This window comes from Cupriavidus sp. 01T418, assembly GCF_056398885.1.
Window position 1 is genome coordinate 35,678 of the sequence record NZ_JBFTQG010000030.1, and the last position, 21,864, is coordinate 57,541.

At 66.2% G+C, this 21,864-nt stretch carries 18 protein-coding genes and 1 tRNA gene; 4 read left to right on the top strand and 15 right to left on the bottom strand.

Annotated features, from left to right (window positions below; all coding sequences use genetic code 11):
- Positions 1–131 precede the first annotated feature (131 nt).
- The 13 genes from carB to gloB form a co-directional block, all read right to left on the bottom strand.
- Positions 132–3,380, bottom strand: coding sequence for a carbamoyl-phosphate synthase large subunit (carB, locus tag AC1DQ3_RS24450; protein ID WP_477122739.1), 3,249 nt, complete (start codon positions 3,378–3,380; stop codon positions 132–134).
- A 65-nt stretch (positions 3,381–3,445) separates the two neighbouring features.
- A complete protein-coding gene (gene leuE / locus AC1DQ3_RS24455) occupies positions 3,446–4,138 on the bottom strand; it encodes a leucine efflux protein LeuE (RefSeq protein WP_477122740.1) in 693 nt (230 codons plus the stop codon).
- Positions 4,139–4,205: 67 nt separating this feature from the next.
- On the bottom strand, positions 4,206–5,342 hold the full coding sequence (carA, locus tag AC1DQ3_RS24460) for a glutamine-hydrolyzing carbamoyl-phosphate synthase small subunit (RefSeq protein ID WP_477122741.1): 1,137 nt from the start codon (positions 5,340–5,342) through the stop codon (positions 4,206–4,208).
- 338 nt (positions 5,343–5,680) lie between these two features.
- Complete coding sequence (locus AC1DQ3_RS24465; RefSeq protein WP_477122742.1) at positions 5,681–6,091, bottom strand: RidA family protein; 411 nt, start codon at positions 6,089–6,091, stop codon at positions 5,681–5,683.
- 81 nt (positions 6,092–6,172) lie between these two features.
- Positions 6,173–6,607: an acyl-CoA thioesterase gene (locus tag AC1DQ3_RS24470; RefSeq protein WP_477122743.1), complete on the bottom strand. Its 435-nt coding sequence runs from the start codon at positions 6,605–6,607 to the stop codon at positions 6,173–6,175.
- Positions 6,604–8,277: an AMP-binding protein gene (locus tag AC1DQ3_RS24475; protein ID WP_477122744.1), complete on the bottom strand. Its 1,674-nt coding sequence runs from the start codon at positions 8,275–8,277 to the stop codon at positions 6,604–6,606. Before AC1DQ3_RS24475 ends, AC1DQ3_RS24470 begins: the two co-directional genes overlap by 4 nt.
- Positions 8,278–8,362: 85 nt before the next feature.
- Positions 8,363–9,526, bottom strand: a complete 1,164-nt coding sequence (locus AC1DQ3_RS24480; RefSeq protein ID WP_477122745.1) for an acyl-CoA dehydrogenase family protein — start codon at positions 9,524–9,526, stop codon at positions 8,363–8,365.
- A 60-nt stretch (positions 9,527–9,586) separates the two neighbouring features.
- Positions 9,587–10,438: an enoyl-CoA hydratase family protein gene (locus tag AC1DQ3_RS24485; protein WP_477122746.1), complete on the bottom strand. Its 852-nt coding sequence runs from the start codon at positions 10,436–10,438 to the stop codon at positions 9,587–9,589.
- Positions 10,439–10,509: 71 nt separating this feature from the next.
- Positions 10,510–11,310 carry an SDR family NAD(P)-dependent oxidoreductase gene (locus tag AC1DQ3_RS24490; RefSeq protein WP_477122747.1) on the bottom strand — a complete coding sequence of 267 codons (801 nt, stop codon included), beginning with the start codon at positions 11,308–11,310 and terminating at the stop codon, positions 10,510–10,512.
- 2 nt (positions 11,311–11,312) lie between these two features.
- Positions 11,313–13,703, bottom strand: coding sequence for a bifunctional salicylyl-CoA 5-hydroxylase/oxidoreductase (locus AC1DQ3_RS24495; protein WP_477122748.1), 2,391 nt, complete (start codon positions 13,701–13,703; stop codon positions 11,313–11,315).
- A 260-nt stretch (positions 13,704–13,963) separates the two neighbouring features.
- Positions 13,964–15,856, bottom strand: coding sequence for a propionate--CoA ligase (locus tag AC1DQ3_RS24500; protein WP_477122749.1), 1,893 nt, complete (start codon positions 15,854–15,856; stop codon positions 13,964–13,966).
- Positions 15,857–16,073: 217 nt separating this feature from the next.
- Positions 16,074–17,765 carry a transglycosylase SLT domain-containing protein gene (locus AC1DQ3_RS24505; protein WP_477122750.1) on the bottom strand — a complete coding sequence of 564 codons (1,692 nt, stop codon included), beginning with the start codon at positions 17,763–17,765 and terminating at the stop codon, positions 16,074–16,076.
- A gap of 192 nt (positions 17,766–17,957) precedes the next feature.
- Positions 17,958–18,761 carry a hydroxyacylglutathione hydrolase gene (gene gloB / locus AC1DQ3_RS24510; RefSeq protein ID WP_477122751.1) on the bottom strand — a complete coding sequence of 268 codons (804 nt, stop codon included), beginning with the start codon at positions 18,759–18,761 and terminating at the stop codon, positions 17,958–17,960.
- Positions 18,762–18,771: 10 nt separating this feature from the next.
- Here gloB and AC1DQ3_RS24515 point away from each other — a divergent pair, with 10 nt between their 5' ends.
- The 4 genes from AC1DQ3_RS24515 to AC1DQ3_RS24530 all read left to right on the top strand — a co-directional run bounded on the left by AC1DQ3_RS24515 (position 18,772) and on the right by AC1DQ3_RS24530 (position 21,051).
- On the top strand, positions 18,772–19,563 hold the full coding sequence (locus tag AC1DQ3_RS24515; protein WP_477122752.1) for a class I SAM-dependent methyltransferase: 792 nt from the start codon (positions 18,772–18,774) through the stop codon (positions 19,561–19,563).
- A gap of 87 nt (positions 19,564–19,650) precedes the next feature.
- Positions 19,651–20,088: a ribonuclease HI gene (rnhA, locus tag AC1DQ3_RS24520; RefSeq protein WP_477122779.1), complete on the top strand. Its 438-nt coding sequence runs from the start codon at positions 19,651–19,653 to the stop codon at positions 20,086–20,088.
- A 38-nt stretch (positions 20,089–20,126) separates the two neighbouring features.
- Positions 20,127–20,855, top strand: a complete 729-nt coding sequence (dnaQ, locus tag AC1DQ3_RS24525) for a DNA polymerase III subunit epsilon (protein WP_477122753.1) — start codon at positions 20,127–20,129, stop codon at positions 20,853–20,855.
- Positions 20,856–20,976: 121 nt separating this feature from the next.
- A tRNA-Val gene (locus AC1DQ3_RS24530) sits at positions 20,977–21,051 on the top strand.
- 181 nt (positions 21,052–21,232) lie between these two features.
- Here AC1DQ3_RS24530 and AC1DQ3_RS24535 read toward each other — a convergent pair.
- Both AC1DQ3_RS24535 and AC1DQ3_RS24540 read right to left on the bottom strand, forming a co-directional pair.
- Positions 21,233–21,430 (bottom strand): type II toxin-antitoxin system HicA family toxin, encoded by a 198-nt coding sequence (locus AC1DQ3_RS24535; protein WP_477122754.1) that lies wholly within the window; start codon positions 21,428–21,430, stop codon positions 21,233–21,235.
- Positions 21,430–21,663: a DUF1902 domain-containing protein gene (locus AC1DQ3_RS24540; RefSeq protein ID WP_477122755.1), complete on the bottom strand. Its 234-nt coding sequence runs from the start codon at positions 21,661–21,663 to the stop codon at positions 21,430–21,432. The genes AC1DQ3_RS24535 and AC1DQ3_RS24540 overlap by 1 nt, the downstream gene beginning before the upstream one ends.
- Between the last annotated feature and the right edge of the window lie 201 nt (positions 21,664–21,864).

Below are 21,864 nucleotides of genomic sequence, written 5' to 3' on the forward strand. Positions count from 1 at the left end.
TTCAGGTTGTCAGGTTGGTCGACCACTGCCCGGACGCTTACCCGGTCGGCGGATCGACGAAATTGCTGTTAGTTTAGGCCAAGAGGGCTGCCCGCAGCAACTGCGGGCAGCCCCGGGGCCCGGGAGGGCCGTCAGGCCAGCGAGGCGTGCAGGCCTTGCAGGTCATAGACCTCCAGGCTCTGCATGTGCTTGAGACCCTCCACCGCGGCGCGCGCGCCGGCGATGGTAGTGTAGTACGGCACCCGGTTGGCCAGGGCCGAGATACGGATCGAGCGCGAATCGGCGATCGCGGTGCGGGTTTCGTCCACGGTGGTGAACACCAGCGCCAGTTCGCCGTTCTTGATCATGTCGACGATGTGCGGACGGCCGTCCTTCACCTTGTTGACCACGCGCACCGGGATGCCGGCGGCTTCGATGGCCGAGGCGGTACCGCGGGTGGCCACGATGGGGTAGCCCATATCGTGCAGCATGCGCGCCACGCCGACGGCGTGCGGCTTGTCGCTGTCCTTCACCGTCAGCAGCACCGTGCCCCGCTCCGGCAGGCGCGAACCCGCCGCGAGCTGGCTCTTGAAGAGCGCTTCGCCAAAGGTCTTGCCCACACCCATCACCTCGCCGGTGGAGCGCATCTCGGGTCCGAGCACCGGGTCGACGCCGGGGAATTTGTTGAAGGGGAACACCGCTTCCTTGACGCTGTAGTACGGCGGCACCACTTCGTCGTGGATGCCTTGCGAGTCCAGCGACTGGCCGGCCATGCAACGCGCGGCGATCTTGGCCAGCGACAGGCCGGTGGCCTTGGACACATACGGCACCGTGCGCGAGGCGCGGGGGTTCACTTCCAGCACGTAGACGATGTCTTCGCCATTGACTTGCTGGATCGCGAACTGCACGTTCATCAGGCCGATCACGCTCAGGGCGCGGGCCATGGCGGCGGTCTGGCGCTTGAGCTCGTCCACGGTGGCTTGCGCCAGCGAGTACGGCGGCAGCGAGCAGGCGGAGTCGCCCGAGTGCACGCCGGCTTGTTCGATGTGCTCCATCACGCCGCCGATAAACACGCGCTGGCCGTCGCACAAGGCGTCGACGTCGCACTCGATGGCGTCGTTCAGGAAGCGGTCCAGCAGCACCGGGGAGTCGTGCGACACCTTGACGGCCTCGCGCATATAGCGCTCGAGGTCGCGCGGCTCATGCACGATTTCCATGGCGCGGCCACCCAGCACGTACGACGGGCGCACCACCAGCGGGTAGCCGATTTCGGTGGCCAGGCGCAGTGCTTCGTCCTCGGCACGCGCGGTGCGGTTGGGGGGCTGGCGCAGGCCCAGCTCATGCAGCAGTTTCTGGAAACGCTCGCGGTCTTCCGCGGCGTCGATCATGTCGGGACTGGTGCCGATGATGGGCACGCCGTTGGCTTCCAGGTCCAGCGCCAGCTTCAGCGGGGTCTGGCCGCCGTACTGGACGATCACGCCGACGGGCTTTTCCTTGTCGACGATTTCCAGCACGTCTTCGAGCGTCAGCGGCTCGAAGTAGAGACGGTCCGAGGTGTCGTAGTCGGTCGACACGGTTTCCGGGTTGCAGTTGACCATGATGGTCTCGTACCCGTCTTCGCGCAGCGCCAGCGCGGCATGCACGCAGCAGTAGTCGAACTCGATGCCCTGGCCAATCCGGTTCGGACCGCCGCCCAGCACCATGATCTTGCGATTGGCGGTGGGGTCGGCTTCGCACTCGCCATGCTCGGCTTCATAGGTGCCGTACATGTAGGCAGTGTTGGTGGCGAACTCGGCGGCGCAGGTGTCCACGCGCTTGTACACCGGGCGCACGCCGGCGGCATGGCGCGCGGCGCGCACGGCCATGGGGTCGGTGCCCATCAGCTTGGCCAGGCGGCGGTCCGAGAAGCCCTTCTGCTTCAGGTGGCGCAGCTCGGCGGCCGACAGGCTGTCCAGCTTGCGCACCTTGACCAGGTTCTCGGTCTTGACGATGTCTTCGATCTGGGCCAGGAACCAGGGGTCGATCGCCGTTTCGGCGTGCACTTCTTCCAGCGACATGCCAATGCGGAAGGCGTCGCCCACGTACCAGATGCGGTCCGGGCCGGCTTCACCGATTTCCTCGACGATCTCGTCGCGGTCGGAGGACTTGTCGTCCAGGCCGTCCACGCCGACTTCCAGGCCGCGCAGCGCCTTCTGGAACGATTCCTGGAAGGTGCGGCCCATGGCCATCACTTCACCCACGGACTTCATCTGGGTGGTCAGGTGGCTGTCGGCCTGCGGGAATTTCTCGAAGGCGAAACGCGGCACCTTGGTGACCACGTAGTCGATCGACGGCTCGAACGAGGCCGGGGTCTGGCCGCCGGTGATCTCGTTCTTCAGCTCGTCCAGCGTGTAGCCCACCGCCAGCTTGGCGGCAACCTTGGCGATCGGGAAGCCGGTGGCCTTGGAGGCCAGCGCCGACGAACGCGACACGCGCGGGTTCATCTCGATCACGATCATGCGGCCGTCGGCCGGATTGATCGAGAACTGCACGTTGGAGCCGCCGGTATCGACGCCGATCTCGCGCAGCACCGCCAGCGAGGCGTTGCGCAGGATCTGGTACTCCTTGTCGGTCAGGGTCTGCGCGGGCGCAACGGTGATGGAGTCGCCGGTGTGGATGCCCATCGGATCCAGGTTCTCGATCGAGCAGATGATGATGCAGTTGTCCTTCTTGTCGCGGACCACTTCCATCTCATACTCTTTCCAGCCCAGCAGCGATTCTTCGATCAGCAGTTCGCGGGTCGGCGAGAGATCCAGGCCGCGCTTGCAGATTTCCTCGAATTCTTCGCGGTTGTAGGCAATGCCGCCGCCGGAGCCGCCCAGCGTGAACGACGGGCGGATCACGATGGGGTAGCCGCCGGTCGCGGTTTCCCTGGCGATCTGCGTCTGCACCGCCAGCGCTTCTTCCATCGAGTGGGCGATGCCGGACTTGGCCGAGCCCAGGCCGATCCTGGTCATCGCCTCCTTGAACTTCTGGCGATCCTCGGCCTTGTCGATGGCTTCCGGCGACGCGCCGATCAGCTCGACCTTGTACTTGTCCAGCACGCCATGGCGATGCAGGTCCAGCGCGCAGTTCAGCGCGGTCTGGCCGCCCATGGTCGGCAGGATGGCGTCGGGACGCTCTTTTTCAATGATGCGCTCGACCACTTCCCAGGTAATCGGCTCGATGTAGGTCACATCGGCCGTGTTGGGGTCGGTCATGATCGTGGCCGGGTTGGAATTCACCAGCACGACCTTGAAACCTTCCTCGCGCAGGGCCTTGCAGGCCTGGGCGCCGGAATAGTCGAACTCGCACGCCTGCCCGATGATGATGGGGCCGGCGCCGATGATCAGGATGCTCTTTATGTCTGTGCGCTTTGGCATTGCACGCTCTCATTATTGGCCGGCCCGCACGTTCGCGCGGACCGCACCGGATATCAGGATTCGATTCAGTTCAGGGTGGCCGTCGCCAGCTTGGCGCCGAAACCGATGAACATGGCGCCTACCCCGCTAGCCATGCCCGCCGACAGCCGTCGCCTGCGGCGGAAGGCCTCGGCCAGCCTGACGCCCACGAAGATGATCGTGGTCAGGTAGGCGAAGCTGCACAACTGGCACACCAGCCCCAGCACCACAAAGGACAGCGCCGGATAGCCGAACTGCGGATCGACGAACTGGATGAAGAAGGAAATGAAGAACAGGATGGCCTTGGGGTTCAGCAGGCTCACCACCAGCGCCTTGCGAAACGGGCTGACGGCGGGGCTGACGGCACGGTCCGCCGGCATCTCCGCCTGCACCGCCGCGCCGCTGTCGCCGCCGCGGCGGGTCCAGGCGCGCATGGCGCCGCGCAGCATCTGGAAACCGATCCAGCCCAGGTAAGCGGCACCGATGTACTTCACCACGTAGAACAAGGCAGGGCTCGCCTTCAGCAGCGAGGCCACCCCCGCCGCCGACAGCACCATCAGGATGGCATCGCCCAGGAACACCCCGCAGGCGCCCTTGTAGCCTTCGCGCACGCCGCGCTGCGCGGCGACGGATAGCACATACATCGAGTTCGGGCCCGGCAGCAGCACGATAAAGATCGTGCCCAGCACAAAGGTCCAGAAATCGGTAATGCCCAGCGCGGTATGCATGAAGGCGTTCATCGGGTCGTCCTGCGGTCTGCTTTATCTGCTTGTCTACGTAACTTCTCGTCTTTGCTTCGCTGCGCGCTTATTGGCGTGCGTCCGCCATCATCTCGGTGAAGCGGTCGAACAGGTAAGCCACGTCGTTCGGGCCCGGCGAGGCTTCCGGGTGGCCCTGGAAGCAGAAGGCCGGCTTGTCGGTCAGCGCGAAGCCCTGCAGCGAGCCGTCGAACAGCGACACATGGGTGGTGCGTACGTTGGCGGGCAGGGTATCGGCGTCCACCGCGAAACCGTGGTTCTGCGAGGTGATCACCACACGGCCGTCGTCGAGATCCTTCACCGGATGGTTCGCGCCGTGGTGGCCGAACTTCATCTTCAGCGTCCTGGCACCAACGGCCAGCGCCATGATCTGGTGGCCCAGGCAGATGCCGAAGGTGGGGATGCCGCGCGCGATGAACTCGCGGGTGGCACGGATCGCGTAGTCGCAGGGCTCGGGGTCGCCGGGGCCGTTCGACAGGAAGATGCCGTCCGGGTTGAGCGCAAGCGCGTCTTCGGCGCTGGCTTGCGCCGGCAGCACCGTCACCTTGCAGCCGCGTTCAGCCAGCATGCGCAGGATGTTGAACTTCACGCCGTAGTCATAAGCCACCACATGGAAACGCGGCGACTCCAGCTTGCCGTAGCCGCGGCCCAGCGCCCATTCGGTCTGGCTCCACGCATACGGTTCCTTGACGGAAACCACCTTGGCCAGGTCCATGCCGGCCAGGCCGGGGAAGGAGCGCGCCAGGTCGATGGCCTTCTGCACGTTGTCCTCGCCAGCCAGAATGCAGCCGTTCTGCGCACCCTTCTCGCGCAGGATACGGGTCAGCTTGCGGGTATCGATGCCGGCGATCGCCACCACCTTTTCCTGCTTCAGGTAATGGCCGAGGGTGTGTTCCTTGCGGAAATTGGAGGCCAGTAGCGGCAGATCCTTGATGATCAGGCCGGCGGCATGGACTTTCGTGGCTTCGACATCCTCGGCATTGACCCCGACATTACCGATATGCGGATACGTCAGCGTGACGATCTGCCGGGAATAGCTGGGGTCGGTGAGGATTTCCTGGTAACCGGTCAGAGCGGTGTTGAACACCACTTCGCCGATGGTATGGCCGGAAGCGCCAATGGAATAGCCACGAAAGACCGTGCCGTCTGCAAGCGCGAGAATGGCGGACGGAAAAGACGGTAACACGGGTAGGCTCCTGCTGGATTCACCCCGTGACCGACCTGCTCAACGCCTCTTGCCCCGTTGTCCGGCAGGGCGACAAGCCGCGTGATGGACGCGGTGCCTGTCGCCGGGGCCGTTCGCCCGGTGCTCGATACGCCGCATGAAATAATGCAGCGGAGCCAGGGCGAAATGGGGGCGGCGGAAGGTGGAATTCGGTAGGCGCTAGGGTGAGGGGTTCTGAAAGCGAAACTTTCGAATTATACCCTGCGCCGCCCATTTTCTCAAGTTATCAAGGACTTGCGGACACCTCGAACCCTGTCGGGAAGCGGCCGGCACCCGGTCGGGATGCCGGGCCGCTGGCCTTACCCGGCGGCCGGCACCACCGCCGTCACCTCGATCTCCACCTTGGCGCGCGCTTCCACCAGATCGGCGACTTCCACGGCCGTCATGGCCGGGAAATGCCGGCCGATGCTGGCACGGTAATGCTCGCCGATGGCGCGGTAGGCGGCGACGTACTCCTCCTTGTCCTTCACATACCAGGTCATGCGCACGATGTGATCGGGACGCGCCCCGCCCGCCGCCAGCACCGCCACGATATTGCGCAGCGCCTGGCCGACCTGCTCGGCAAGATCATCGGTCTCGAACTCGCACTGGCCGTTCCAGCCGATCTGGCCGCCAACGAAGAGCAGGCGGCTGCCCACCTGCATCTCGGTCATGGTGCCGTTCGAATAGCCGCGCGGCGCGGCCCAGTCTGGAGGCTGGAGAATCTTCATGGTAGGGTTTCCGTTATCAGTGATTGGGATCTGGTTGGCCGGCACCGCGCCCCGGATGGGCGCATGGATGCGGCAATGTATCTAAGTGCCTTCGCGCCCGGGCGCCAGGAAGCGCTCCATGGCGGCGCGGACCTCGGGCGGCAGCGCGCGCGGCGCCATTTGCCCGGTATCGACGCACACCAGGCGCTGTGCGATCTCCACGCGGAGGTCCGCGGCAGGTCCGACAAAGCGCACCTGCAGGGAAAAGCTGCTGCTGCCCAGTTGCGTCACGCGCAGTTCCCGCGTCAGCACTTCGCCCAGCCGGCTCGGCGCGGCGAAGCGGCTGGACACTTCCGCCGTCGGCACGCCGGATCGGGCCGCGCCATGCATGGCGTCGAAGGACCAGCCGAGCGCCTCGCGGAACCAGTCCTCGACCAGGTCGTTGAGCATCTCGAAGTAGCGCGGGAAGAACACGACGCCAGCGGCGTCGCAGTCCTTGAACCGCACTCGCACGGTGTTGGTGAAGACTTCGCTCACGGCTGGCGCCCTCCCCCGGTCGTGCCACCCTGCTCGGCCATCTGCCGCAGGCGGAAGCGTTGCAGCTTGCCGGTTTCGGTACGCGGCAGCGCGTCGACGAAGATCACCCGGCGCGGATACTTGTAGGGCGCGATCTCGGCCTTGACGTAGGCCTGCAGCGTGGCGCACATCTCCTCGCTGGCCGCCACGCCGGGGCGCAGCACCACGTAGGCGGCGACGACCTGGCCGCGCTCCGGGTCCGGCATGCCGACGACACCGCACTCCGCCACCGCCTGGTGCCGCATCAGCGCGCTTTCCACTTCCGGGCCGGCGATGTTGTAGCCGGCCGAGACGATCATGTCGTCGGAGCGCGCCTGGTAGTAGTAATAGCCATCGGCATCGGCCATGAAGGTGTCGCCCGGCAGGTTCCAGCCATCCTTCACATAGCTGGCCTGGCGCGGGTCGTCCAGGTAGCGGCAGCCGGTGGGGCCGCGCACCGCCAGCTTGCCTACCGTGCCGGGTGGCACCGGCTGCAACGTCTCGTCGACGATCTGCGCGATATAGCCGGGGACCACCTTGCCGATCGCGCCCGGCCGCACTTCCGCCCCGGCGCTGGAGATGAAGATATGCATCATCTCGGTGCCGCCGATGCCGTCCGTCATCTCGATGCCGGTGGCCGCCTTCCAGCTCTGGCGCGTCGCATCGGGCAAGGCCTCGCCGGCCGACACGCTCTTCTTCAGGCTGGAGATGTCATAGCCCTGCGCCAGCGTGGCCATCTGCCGGTAGAAGGTCGGCGCGGTGAACACGATCGTCGCGCGCCAGGACTGGATCAGCGCCACCAGGCTCTCGGGCGTGAGCCGCTCGGCCAGCACGGTGGAGGCGCCCACGCGCAGCGGAAAGCACAGGATGCCGCCAAGCCCGAAGGTAAAGGCCAGTGGCGGCGTGCCGCAGAAAATGTCGTCGGGACCTGGCTTGAGCACCTGGCGCGGGAACAGGTCGCACATGGCGATCACGTCGCGGTGGAAATGCACGGTGCCCTTGGGCTGGCCAGTGGTGCCGCTGGTGAAGGCGATCAGGCAGATATCGTCGGCGGCGGTATCGCAAGCGTCAAACGACTCGGCCTTGCCGGCCATGCCGCCTTCCACCGAGTCTGCGCCGCTGCCGTTGAAGTAGCGTACCTGCGTCAGGGTCGGGCAATGGTGCTCGCTGCCGGGATTCAGGTTGGCTTCGAGTTCGTCGCGCAGGCGTTCGTCGCACAGCGCCGCGCTGACCTCGGCACGGTCTATCACCTGCTTGAGTTCCTTGGCACGCAGCAACGGCATGGTCGGCACCGCGATCAGACCGGCCTTGACCACCGCCAGCCAGCACGCCGCCATCATCAGGTTGTTGGGGCCGCGCAGCAGCACGCGATTGCCCGGCACCAGTTTCATGTCGCCGGTCAGCACGTGGGCGATGCGGTTGGACAGCGCGGCCAGTCCGGCATAGCTGACGGTGCGGTGGGCGCCGTCCTGCTCATAGCGGATCGCCACGCGCTCGCCCCGGCCTTCGCGCACATGGCGCTCGACCAGTTCCAGCGCGCAGTTCATGCGCTCCGGGTATTGCGTGTCCGCGTTGAACAGGAACTCCGGCCACTGCTGCGGGGGCGGCAGGCGGTCTAGTGCAAAGGTATCGAGATGAGCTGTGCTCGCCATGGTTGTCTCCACTTCCTTCATTCTGATGATGCTGGCATGGGTTGTCCGTTTGCTGCCGCCTGCCTGTCCGATCGCGTTGATCGCGCTATGCGCGATGCTGCGCCAGCGTTTCGCGCGCGATGATCAGCTTCTGCACTTCGGTGGCGCCTTCGTAGATCCGCAGCGAACGGATCTCGCGATACAGGCTCTCCACGCGCGTGCCCACCTTGACGCCGAGCCCGCCGAACATCTGCACCGCGCGGTCGATGACCTGCTGCGCATTCTCGGTGGCCACCATCTTGGCCATGGCCGCTTCGCGCGTGGTGCGCACACCGGCCACATCGCGCAGCCAGGCGGCGCGGTAGGTCAGCAGCGCAGCCGAGTCGATGGCCGTGGCCATGTCGCCGATGGCGGCCTGCGTCAGCTGCAGGTCGGCCAGCACGCCACCGAACATCGGCCGCGCGACGGCGCGGGCCAGCGCCTCGTCAAGCGCGGCCCGGCCGAATCCCAGCGAGGCGGCAGCCACGGAGGCGCGGAAGATGTCGAGCGTCATCATGGCCACCTTGAAGCCCTGCCCCGCCTCGCCCAGCCGCGCGCCGACGGGCACCCGGCAGTTCTCGAAACGCAGCGTGGCCAGCGGATGCGGCGCCATGACGTCGATGCGCTCGGCGATGGTCAGGCCCGGCGTATCGGCATCCACCACGAAGGCGGAAATGCCGCGCGCGCCCGGCGCCTCGCCGGTACGGGCGAACACGCAATAGAAGTCGGCGATGCCGCCGTTGGAGATCCAGGTCTTTTCGCCGTCGAGTACGTAGTGATCGCCGTCCGGCACCGCGCGGCATTGCATCGCCGCGACATCGGAGCCGGCGTCGGGCTCGGACAGGGCGAACGCTGCAATCGCCTCGCCGCGCGCGACGCGCGGCAGATACCGCTCGCGCATGGCATCGCTGCCGGCCAGCGTGATGGCGCCGCTGCCCAGGCCCTGCATGGCGAAAGCGAAGTCGGCCAGGCCATCGTGACGGGCCAGCGTCTCGCGCAGCAGGCACAGCGAGCGCGAGTCGAGCGTGTCGAGCGCGCCGCCATGGGCAGCGGGCACGCAGTAGCGCAGCCACCCTGCTGCGCCAAGCTGGCGCACGAGCGCGCGGCAGGCGGCGTCGGTGTCGCTGTGGTCGACCACGAGCGAGGCCGTGGCCCACGCGTCGAGCCGTTGTTCCAGTTCGCGGTGCGCGTCGTCGAAGAACGGCAGGGCGAGATAACTCTTGTCGGACATGGCGTGCGTTTCCTCTGCATTAAGCGTTCAGTCGGCGTTCAGTCGGCATTCAGTCAGCGTTCAGTCGCCTTCGAACACCGGCCGCGTCCTGGCCACGAACGCGTCGTAGGCACGGCGGAAATCCCTGGTCTGCATGCAGATGGCCTGCGCCTCGGCCTCGGCCTCGATGGCTTCGTCCAGGCCCATATTCCATTCCTGGTGCAGCAGCTTCTTGGTCACGCCGTGGGCGAAGGTCGGACCGGCGGCGATTTGCGCGGCCAGCGACTGGGCCTCGGCAAGCACCGCGTCCGGCGCATGCAGCGCGTTGAAGAAACCCCATTGCAGGCCCTCCTGCGCATTCATCGCCCGGCCGGTGTACAGCAACTCGCTCGCGCGGCCTTGCCCGATCACGCGCGGCAACAACGAGCAGGCGCCCATGTCGGCGCCGGCCAGGCCTACCCGCACGAACAGGAAGGCCGTCTTTGCCTGCCCGGTGCCCAGGCGCATATCCGAGGCCAGTGCCATCATCGCGCCGGCGCCCGCGCAGATCCCGTCGACGGCGCTGATGACCGGTTGCGGGCAAGCCCGCATGGCCTTGATCAGGTCGCCGGTCATGCGCGTGAATTCGAGCAGCTCGGGCATGGTCATGCGCGTGAGCGGACCGATGATTTCATGTACGTCGCCGCCCGAGCAGAAGTTGCCGCCGGCGCCGCTGATCACCACCGTCTTGATGTCCGTGGCGTAGCACAGTCCGCGGAACAGGTCGCGCAGTTCGGCGTAGGAATCAAAGGTGAGCGGGTTCTTGCGCTCGGGGCGGTTCAGCGTCACGGTGCCGACCTTGCCGTCGGCCGAGACCGACCACAGGAAATGCTGCGGCTGGTAGCCCGCAAAGCTGCGTTTGTGGTGGCGCATGTCCAGTGCTGTTTCACTCATCTCGTTTCTCGCTTGCTTGTTCGGTTTGCTCGTTCGGTTTGCTCGTTCGGTTGGCTTGAATGCGCCCGGCATCAACCCGCCATGACCTCGCCGCCGGCCACCGCGATGGCCTGCCCGGTGATGGCGCTGGCGGTGGGCTGGCACAGCCATGCAACCGCGTCCGCCACTTCGTCCGGCTGCACCAGCCTGCCCTGCGGATTGCCCTTGGCCAGTTCGGCGCGGGCCTGCGCTTCCGTGCGGCCGGTCTTGCTCACGATATTGGCGACCGCGTCGCGTACGATATCGGTCTCGGTATAGCCGGGGCAGACCGCATTGACGGTCACGCCGCTGCTCGCCACTTCCAGCGCCAGCGAGCGGGTCAGGCCGATCACGCCGTGCTTGGCCGCGCAATAGGCGCTGACATAGCCGTAGCCGGCCAGCCCGGCCGTGCTGGCCACATTGACGATACGGCCCCAGCCGCGATCCAGCATGCCCGGCAGCGCCGCTTGCGTGCACAGGAAGGTGCCAGTGAGGTTGACCTCCAGCATGGATTGCCACAGCGCGAGATCGGTCCTGGCGAAGGACGCACTGCGCGCCTGGCCTGCGTTGTTGATCAGCAGGTCGATCGGGCCCGCGCGGCCGGCCGCTTGCGCGAACGCCGCCGTCACGCTGTCCGCCTGCGATATATCCGCCGTCACCGTACCGAGCATGGCAGGCGAGACCACCGCCTCGGCCAGTGCATCGGCTGTCGCTGCCAGCGTGGCCGCGTCGCGCCCCAGCAGGGTAACGCTGGCGCCGTGTGCGAGCAGACGGTGCGCAATGGCGGCGCCGATGCCACGCCCGCCCCCGGTGACCAGCGCGTGCCTGCCCTGCAGGGATAGTTGCGCGCTCATGCTTAGTGGTCCTCCGCTTGGCGGGGCTGCTGCGCTAGTTGCGCAGCGCGCTCCAGGTTGGTTTCAAGCTGGCGCTTGCCAGCCTGGTATTGCTTGGGCCAGGCCAGGTCACGATGGCCCAGCCGCGCAGCCTCGTGGATCGTCCATGCCGGATCCGCCAGGTGCGGACGGGCAATCGCGCACAGGTCCGCCCGGCCTGCGGCGATGATGCTGTCGACGTGGTCGGCTTCGAAGATCGCGCCGACGGCGATGGTGGCAATGCCGGCCTCGTTGCGGATGCGGTCGGCGAACGGTGTCTGGTACATGCGGCCATACACCGGCGCCTGGTCCGGGCTCACCTGCCCGGAAGAGCAGTCGATCATGTCGGCGCCGGCGGCCTTGAAGGCGCGCGCGATCTCGATCGCGTCGTCCGGCGTGATACCGCCTTCGACCCAGTCGTGCGACGAGATCCGCACGGACATCGGGCGTTCCTGCGGCCACACCGCGCGCACCGCCGCGAAGACTTCGAGCGGGTAGCGCAGCCGCGCGGCCAGCGTGCCGCCGTATTCGTCGCTGCGCTGGTTGGTCAGCGGCGAGATAAAGCTGGAGAGCAGGTAGCCGTGGGCGCAGTGCAGTTCCAGCCAGTCGAAGCCGGCCTCGGCGGCGCGCCGCGCGGCGGCCACGAAATCGTCGCGCACACTATCCATGTCGGCACGGCTCATTTCGCGCGGCACTTGCGATATGCCCGGCATATAGGGCAGCGGCGAGGCCGACATCACCGGCCAGTTGCCGCTGGCAAGCGGGTAATCCATCGCTTCCCAGCCAAGTTGGGTCGAGCCCTTGCGCCCGGAGTGGCCGATCTGCATGGCAATGCGCGCGTCGCTGTTGGCGTGCACGAAATCGACGATGCGGCGCCATGCGTCGCGCTGCTCGTCGTTCCACAAACCCGGGCATCCCGGGGTGATGCGCGCATCCGGCGAAGTACAGGTCATCTCGGCCACCACCATGCCGGCGCCGCCGAGCGCGCGCGCGCCCAGGTGGGTCAGGTGGAAGTCGCCCGGCACGCCATCCTCGCAGGAGTACATGGCCATCGGCGACACCACCACGCGGTTCTTCAGGGTGACGCCGCGCACGCGGTAAGGCGTGAACATCGGCGGCACCGCGCGTGCATCGGCAACCGGCCCGGCGTTGGCGGCATTGGCAGCATTGGCCGCGGCCTGTCCCGCGAGCCAGCGCTCGAAGCCCTCGACGTAGCCACGATCCCGCACGCGCAGATTCTCGTGCGAGATGCGCTGCGAGCGCGTCAGCAAGGAATAGGCGAATTGCTCCGGCGCCATGCCGGCATAGCGCTCGACGTTCTCGAACCATTCGGTGGAGTTGCGCGCCGCATTCTGGATCTTGAGGACCTCGACGCTGCGCTTGGCCTGGTAGCGTTCCAGCGCCTGCGGCAGCACGTCCACGCCGCTCGGCCCCGCATCGCGGATATTGTTGGCCAGGTCGATCGCATCTTCCAGCGCCAGCTTGGTGCCGGAGCCGATCGAGAAATGCGCGGTGTGCGCGGCGTCGCCCATCAGCACCACCGGCACGCGGCGGCCGTCGGCCAGCGTGTTCCAGTGCACCCAGGTGCCGCAGATCACGCGCGGGAAGCGGATCCAGTTGGCGGAACCGCGCAGGTGGGTGGCATTGCTGATCAGCGCGTTGCCGTCCAGGTAGCGGGCAAACAGGCGCTCGCAGAAGGCCACGCCCTCCTCCTGGCTCATCTGCTCGATGCCGGCGGCGCGCCAGACCGGTTCGGGCGCCTCGACGATAAAAGTGGAGGTGTTGTCGTCGAAACGGTAGGCATGGGCCTGGAACCAGCCGTGCTCGGTCTTTTCGAAGGCAAAGGTAAAGGCGTCGAACAGCTTGCGCGTGCCGAGCCAGACAAAGCGGCACAGGCGGGTATCGATATCGGGCTGGAAGGTCTCGGCGTAGCGCCCGCGCACACGGCTGTTGACGCCGTCGGAGGCAATCACGATGTCGGCCTCGTATTGCTGCGCCAGCGCCTGGTCGTCCGTGACATCGGTCTCGAACACCAGGTGCACGCCAAGTTCCTCGCAGCGGGCCTGCAGGATATTGAGCAGGCGCTTGCGGCCGATGCCGATAAACCCATGCCCGCCGGAGCGCATGGTGCGCCCGCCGATATGGATGTCGATATCGTCCCAGTGGTTGAACGCCTCGTTGATCTGTTGCGCGCTGACCGGGTCGGCCTGCTTGAGGTTGTCCATGGTGGCGTCGGAAAACACCACGCCCCAGCCGAAGGTGTCGTAGGCCCGGTTGCGCTCCACGACGTAGACCTCGTTGGAAGGATCCCGCAGCTTCATCAGCAAGCCGAAGTACAGCCCCGAGGGGCCTCCACCGATACACAACACTCGCATTTTGTCGTCTCCTGCGCGCCGGTCCGGGCCCACCTGGCGTGGGCCCCGTGCGGTACATGCGATGCGCGGAAGCGCATCTAGATCATGTTTAAATATTTGATGCTTAAAATATTAGTACGCATCCGACGGACTGGCAAGGACAATCTCTGCCGCGGCGCAGCGCCCGCCCGCCGGACCGGCCAGCACCCCGTACCCGGCCCTCCAAAGCGCCGCCACCACCACCCGCCGCCCGCCTTCCGGCGCGCGGCGGCCAGGGCTCTTCAGCCTTGCATTGCCGCCTGGAGCTGCGCCAGCGCGGTGGGATCTTCAATCGTAGTGAGGTCCCCGGGATCGCGGCCTTCGGCCACGGCCTGCATGGCGCGGCGCAGCAGCTTGCCCGAGCGCGTCTTCGGCAGCGCGTTGACGAAAAACACGCGCGCCGGTCGCGCCACCGCGCCCAGTTGCTGCTCGACGGTCTTCATCACGTCGCCCTCCAGGGCGAGCCGGTCGGCCTGCGACGCGGTGCGGCCCGCGTCTCGCACGATCGCGAACGCCATCGCCACCTGCCCCTTGAGCGCATCGCGCACACCCACCACCGCCACCTCGGCCACCGCCGGATGCGATGAAATGCTCTCCTCGATCTCGCGCGTGCCCAGCCTGTGGCCCGCTACATTGATCACGTCGTCGGTACGGCCGAGGATAAAGATATAGCCATCCTCGTCCTGCACGCCCCAGTCGAAAGTGGAATAGCAGCGGCGCCCCGGCACGCTGGACCAGTAGGTCTTGACGAAGCGTTCGTCGTCGCCCCAGACCGTGGTCATGCAGCCCGGCGGCAAAGGCCCGTCGATGGCGACCACGCCCTTCTGTCCCGGCGGGCATTCGGCGCCGGTGGCTTCGTCGACGATCTTCAGGTCGTAGCCATACACCGGCACCCCCGGGGATCCCAGCTTGGCCGGAAGCGGGTCGATGCCGCGCTGGATGGCGATGATCGGCCAGCCCGTCTCGGTCTGCCAGTAGTTGTCCACCACCGGCTTGCCGATGCCCTGCTGGATCCAGCTGGCGGTGGGCTCGTCGAGCGGCTCGCCGGCGAGGAACAGCAGGCGCAGGCTGGACAGGTCGTAGCGCGTGAGCCAGGCCGGATCCTGCTTCTTCAGCACGCGGATGGCGGTGGGCGCGCTGAACATCACGTTCACGCGGTATTGCTCCACCAGCTGCCACAGGATGCCGCCGTCCGGGCGCACCGGCGTGCCTTCGTACATCAGCGTGGCCATGCCGGCCAGCAGCGGCCCGTAGACGATGTAGCTGTGCCCCACCACCCAGCCGATGTCGGAGCTGGAGAACATGGTATCGCCAGCCTTGCCGCAAAAAATGTAGTCCATCGAGGTCGCCAGCGCGACCGCGTAGCCGCCGGTATCGCGCTGCACGCCCTTGGGTTTTCCGGTCGTGCCGGAGGTGTAGAGCACGTATGAGGGCTCGCTCGATTCAAGCCATGTGCACGGCACGCGCGCCGCGCCTACCTTCTCGCGCCAGGCTGCGTAGTCCTCGTCGCGGCCCGCCGTGAGCGCCATCGGGGATAGCTGGCGGTCCACCAGCAGTACGCGTTCAGGCTTGTGCGTTGCCAGTTTCACTGCCTCGTCGAGCAGCGGCTTGTAGGGCACCACCTTGCCCGCGCGCGAACCGGCGTCCGCGCTGACGATCACGCGCGGCCGGGCGTCGTCGATACGCGCGGCCAGGCTGACCGAGGCGAAACCGCCGAACACCACCGAGTGAATGGCGCCAATGCGCGCGCAGGCCAGCATGGCGAACGCCGCCTCGGGAATCATCGGCATGTAGATCAGCACGCGGTCGCCCTTGACCACGCCCAGCTGCTGCAGGATCGCGGCCATGCGGTTGACCTCGTCGTGCAGCTCCGCGTAGCTGTAGCTACGGTGCTGGCCGGTTTCGGTCGACACGTAGATCAGCGCAGGCTGTGCCGCGCGCGCCGCCAGATGACGGTCGACGGCGTTGTGGCAGAGATTGGTGCGCCCGCCCACGAACCACCGGGTAAAGGGCGCGCGGCTATCGTCCAGCACGGTTTCGAATGAGCTTTCCCAGTCGATGCGGCGAGCCTGCTCGGCCCAGAAAGCTTCGGGGTCGCTCAGCGAGCGGGCGTGCAGTGCACGGGTAGCCGTCATGGCTTGTCTCCTCCGCTTGAATGCGGGTTATTTGTTTGCAGGTTGTCGGTAACCGGTGAACGGCCGGCTGCCGCTTGCCGCTGCCGGTTAGTTTGCCACCAGTCTGGGGACAGCGCCTTACGCAAGGCTTACCGTTGGTGCACCCCACCAGGCAAAAGGGCGTGCCATTGGCACGCCCTTGATATCGCTCAAACCCGTTCTTCGCGCAAACCCGCACTCAGCGCGCGTGCGCCTTGGTCTTGGCCGGCGCTGCCGCGGCCGCCTTGCCGCTGGACTTCGCGGCTGCCTTGGCACCGGCCTTGGCGGCCGGCGCCGCCGATGTGGCCTTGCCCGCCGTCCTGCCGGTGCCGGCGGCAGCCTTGTGCGGCGCCACCTCCACCCTCACCCGCTGGCGGCCGGCCGCGTGGCCCTTGGCCGATCCGCGCACCGGCTCCGCGCGAACCGGAACCGGGGCGGAAGCGGTGGGCGCAGGCTCAGGCGCGCCGGCGAACCGCGCCGCCGACCGCGTGGGCACCATCAAGACCAGGCTCTGCCCCGATACCAGCTTGGTGCCGGAAAGCTTGTTCCAGGATTGCACCTGGCCGGGCGACACGCCGTAGCGATGCGCCAGCGAAACCACCGTATCGCGACGGCCCGCGCGCACCACCACGCGGCGCGCATCCGGCACATCCGGCTCCACGGACATCATGGCGTTGTCCGCCAGCGTGGCGCTGATGTCCTGGTTGTGATCCTCCGAGCGCGGCACCACCACGGTGGAACCGGCCTTCAGCCGCATGCCCTTGGGAATGCGGTTGATCTCGCGGATGGTGTCGGCATCGATATTCAGCCGCGCCGCCAGCGCCTCGATGCGCTCGCGATTGTCCACCGTCACCGCCGTCCAGCTCGACAGGCCGCCCCGGTAGGTGTTCAGGTTGTACTGGAAGCGCTCCGCGTTATCGAAGGGCAGCAGGATCTGCGGATTCGCCGCGCCCAGGATCACCGGCCGGTTGAAGGACGGATTCAGCGCCTTGAACTCGTCGAGCGGCATATTGGCGAGCTTGGCCGCCAACGAGACGTCGATATCGCGCGAGGTGGTCACCGTGACGAAGTACGGATGATCGGGAATATCCGGCAGCTTCACCCCGTACATTGCGGGGTTGGCGATGATGTTCTTGACCGCCTGCAGCTTGGGCACGTAGTAGCGCGTTTCGTTGGGCATGCTCAGGCTGGCGTAATCGGTCGGCAGCCCGCGCGCCTGGTTGCGCGCGATAGCGCGCGAGACCGCACCCTCGCCCCAGTTATACGCGGCCAGCGCCAGTTGCCAGTCGCCGAACATATCGTACAGCCGCTGCAGGTAGTCCAGCGCCGCGTCGGTCGAAGCCAGCACATCGCGCCGCTCGTCGCGGAACATGTTCTGCTTCAGGTTGTAGGTCTTGCCGGTGCTGGGAATGAACTGCCACATGCCCGCCGCCTTGGCGGTGGACTCGGCCTGGGGATTGAAGGCGCTTTCCACGAAGGGCAGCAGCGCCAGCTCCGTGGGCATCTTGCGGCGCTCCAGCTCCTCGACGATGTGATAGAGGTAGCGGCTCGAGCGCCCGACCATCCGTTCCATGTATTCCGGGCGCTGCGCATACCACTGCGTGCGATCGTCAACCAGCGTGCCTTCCAGGTCCGGCATGGCGAACCCGCGGCGAATGCGCTCCCAGATGTCGCTCGACGGTCCGCGCATCCAGTCGAGGCTGTCGCGGTCCATATCGATGACGCTGGCACTGTTGAGCGAATTGAGCGGATCGGGCTTGGAATTCGTAGGTTTGGAGGCGGAGGCGGTCGTGGTGACGCCATCGGCGGCGCCGGGCGGGGTTGGCGTGCTGGCGCACGCTGCAAGCAGCGCGGCACACGCAACCACCGCCAGTAATCGACCAATTTTCATTAAGTTCTCAAATCGTGACGCTAAAAATTTGCCTGATGCTAAGAAAAAGCGGCTTTCGCGTCAATGAAATTTTCCCGGCGGCGACGCCACGAGGGCACCGGCAGGGGCATGTCGGACACACGAAAATCGCCGCCCCGGCCAGTCGGGCCCACCGCTCGCGGGCTCCGCACACCGGCGCGCGGCAATCGGGAATCAGCGGAAATTATCCTTCCAGCCACGCAGCGCGCCGAACGCCGCGGCGTCATTGGCGGCCGGGCCGCCCGCATGGGCCGCCACCGCCCGGCGCACCGCGGGTTCGCGCGAACGCAGGAAGGGATTGACCTCGCGCTCCTGGGCAACGGTCGTCGGCACCGTAGGCGTGCCGGCGGCGCGCAAGGCTTCCACGCGCGCCTCCCAGGCCGCCAGCGCGGCATTGTCCGGCTCCACGGCCCGCGCGAAGCGCACATTGCTGCGGGTGTACTCGTGGGCACAAAACACGCGGGTGGCGCCGGGCAGCGCCGCCAGCTTGTCCAGCGAAGCCAGCATCTGCGCCGGCGAGCCCTCGAACAGGCGGCCGCAGCCACTGGCGAACAGCGTATCGCCACAGAACACGGCCGGACCTGCGCCGGGCAGATCCGCGACATAGGCGACGTGGCCAGCGGTGTGGCCCGGCACATCGAGCACCCTGAATTGCAGCGCGGGATAGGCCACGTCCACGGTGTCGCCTTCACGCACGTCCACGGTGCGGGCGCCGATGCGTTCGCCGGCCGGCCCGATCACCGGCAAGGGCGAGCCATCCGGCGCCGCCGGATGCGCCGCCAGCAGCTCGGCCACCCCGCCCTGGTGATCGCCATGGTGATGGGTGATTACAATAGCGCCCAGCACCAGTCCCTCGCGTGCCAGGAAGGCTTCGACCGGGGCGGCTTCTCCCGGGTCGACCACGGCGGCGCAGTGACCATCGTGGATAGCCCAGATATAGTTATCCTGGAATGCGGGAATCGGCTCCACCTTCAACATGCGTGCTCCTATGTCCAAGCGTCCGATTATAAATTGGGAAGACTGGCTTGCCTCGCCTCCCGGGCAATACATGCTCAAGTGGGAGCAGGCACAGTACGACCGGACCGTCGTGGATATCTTCGGTTACCACGCGGTACAGCTCGGCCTGCCGCACATCGATACCCTGCGCGAGAACCGCATGCCATTCTCCGCGCTGGCGCTCGCGCCCGGCAACGGCCCCCATGGCCCACGCGCCAAGCCCGACGCCCGCCAGCTGCTGTGCCGCTTCGACGAACTGCCGTTCGAGACCCAAAGTATCGATCTGATCACCCTGCCCCATATCCTGGAGTTCTCGGAAGACCCCCACGAGGTGCTGCGCGAGGTATCGCGCGTGCTGATGCCCGAAGGCCGGGTCGTGGTGACCTGCTTCAACCCCATGAGCCTGTGGGGCGCGCGCCAGGGCCTCAAGCGCCTGGGCGCGGACCCCTTCCTGCCCAACGACAGCCAGTCGATCGGTTTCGTGCGCATCAAGGACTGGCTCAAACTGCTGGGGTTCGATATTATCCGCGGCCGGTTCGGCTGCTATTGCCCGCCGTACCACACCGAGCGCTGGCTGCAGCGCGCCGCCTTCATGGAAAAGGCCGGCGACCGCTGGTGGCCGATCTTCGGTTCAGTCTATATGATTTCCGCGGTCAAGCGCGTGCGCAATATCCGCCTGGTCGGCCCTGCCTGGAAGAGCCCCAAGGCTGCGCTGTCGCCAGTTGCCGCGCCGGTGGCCACGCCGACGGGCACCCACGGCAAGTCCCCCGGCGACGAGCACTAAGCACCGCTTGCGCACACTCAATCACCCCGGTCGGCGCCGCCCCATTGCGGCACCACCCTCAGCCACTACCCAATGCAAGCCAACGAAATCGAAGACGTCATCATCTACTCGGACGGCGCCTGCAAAGGCAATCCCGGCCGCGGCGGCTGGGGCGCCGTGCTGGTCTCCGGCACCAACGAGAAAGAACTGTTCGGCGGCGAGTCCCTGACCACCAACAACCGCATGGAAATGACCGCCGTGATCGAAGCCCTGCGCGCGCTCAAGCGGCGGTGCCGGGTCAAGGTCTACACCGACTCGCAGTACGTACAGAAAGGCATCGGCGAATGGCTGCCGGGCTGGAAGGCGCGCGGCTGGAAAACCGCCGACAAGAAGCCGGTGAAGAACGCCGACCTGTGGCAGGAAATGGACAAGCTCGCGCAGCAACACGATATCTCCTGGCACTGGGTGCGCGGCCACAACGGCCATCCGGGCAACGAACGCGCCGACGCCCTGGCCAACCGCGGCGTGGACTCGCTCAAGGGATAAAGGCCACCGGCCCAGCCCCCTCCGTTAGAATACGCGCCATGCGACAGATCGTTCTCGACACCGAAACCACCGGCCTTAGCGCCGCCACCGGCGACCGCCTGATTGAAATCGGCTGCGTGGAACTGCTCAACCGCCGCCTCACGGGCAGGCACCTGCACTTCTACGTCAACCCGGAACGCGATATCGACGAGGGCGCGATAGCGGTACACGGCATCACCGTGGAATTCCTGGCCGACAAGCCCAGGTTCGCGGAAGTGGTCCACGCGATCCGGGACTTCGTCCAGGACGCCGAGCTGATCATCCACAACGCCCCCTTCGACCTTGGCTTCCTCGACATGGAATTCAAGCTGCTCGGGCTGCCGCCGTTCCGCGAACACGCCGGCAGCGTGATCGACACCCTGCGCGAAGCCCGCCAGATGTTTCCCGGCAAGCGCAACTCGCTCGATGCGCTGTGCGACCGCATGGGCATCAGCAACGCCCACCGCACCCTGCACGGCGCCTTGCTCGATGCCGAGCTGCTGGCCGAGGTCTACCTCGCGATGACGCGCGGCCAGAACGCGCTGGTGATCGACATGCTCGACGGCGGCGGCGCGGAAAACGACGCCGTGGCCGCAACCGACCTCTCGTGCCTGGACCTGCCCGTGCTGACGGCCAGCGAGGAAGAAACCGCCGCGCACCTGGCGGTGCTCAAGCAACTGGACAAGGCGAGTGGCGGCAAGGTGGTGTGGCAGGAAGCCGTACCGGCCCCCGTTACGGAAGCCGCATAAGCCTGCCTGGAAAGTCCGGAGCGCTTTTTTTGCGGAAATTTCCAGAAAGGGCTTTACAAGATACAAGGTTGCCGACATAATCTTGTTTCTCTGCAGCACGGCAGTAACAGCGCAGCAGCAGGGGTGGTTAGCTCAGCGGTAGAGCACTGCCTTCACACGGCAGGGGTCACAGGTTCAATCCCTGTACCACCCACCAAATTAATGGCTAGCAACTGCCTACGTTGCCGGAAAACCCAGATAGCGAAAGCTCCTGGGTTTTTTGTTGCCTGGTGTTTGCCAAGGTTTCCCACCGGTGGGCGCGACGCCGAACCGTCTAGCCTGCATGAGCGCGTGATCTCGACGATCAGGTAGTAAAGGCAATAAAAAGCCAACACGGGCTAAAAGCCTTTCGGCAGCCCGGCTTGCTTGAGAACTTGGTTTGCTGTGTGCCGCGACTTTATCGTCGCATCAACGGGGAACCGTTGATCTGAGATGGGGCTGGGCCAAATATCGTGATCGCCTTTCCCATGCCGCACAAACGTGCAACCGGCCTGACGCAAAATACGCTTAACTTGATCTGCGTAGTTGCTGCCCATCAGGAACAGTGTCGGCTGGTTTCCATGTAGGCCTCTGACACGAGATGGTAGGTAACCGTCTCTCCGTCGCTGACTTCATTTTCTTCCAGCATCTCCGGCACGCGCACCTGAAGCAGTTTAATCATGTTTTCTACGCTATCCGCCTCACCCGCGAGGCCGGGCACGTTGCTTTCCGCTACGTACCACACCTTCGCCTCGCCATCCAATGTGACTCGTACTTCATACGGCTTCATGGCGGCTCCTGTGTATTGCTCATAGTTAGGAGGGGGTCTAGCGTCATTGTTCCCCATGGTAAACGCGTTGAGGGACCTGGCAAGTTTGCTCAAACCCCGCCTGTCGTACATTATGCACAGGCGAAGGTGCCGCAATTGTCGGAACTGCTCGCCTGCCTCGGCGCTTCGACGCCTGTGGCGGGAAGCTTGAAACCATTACGG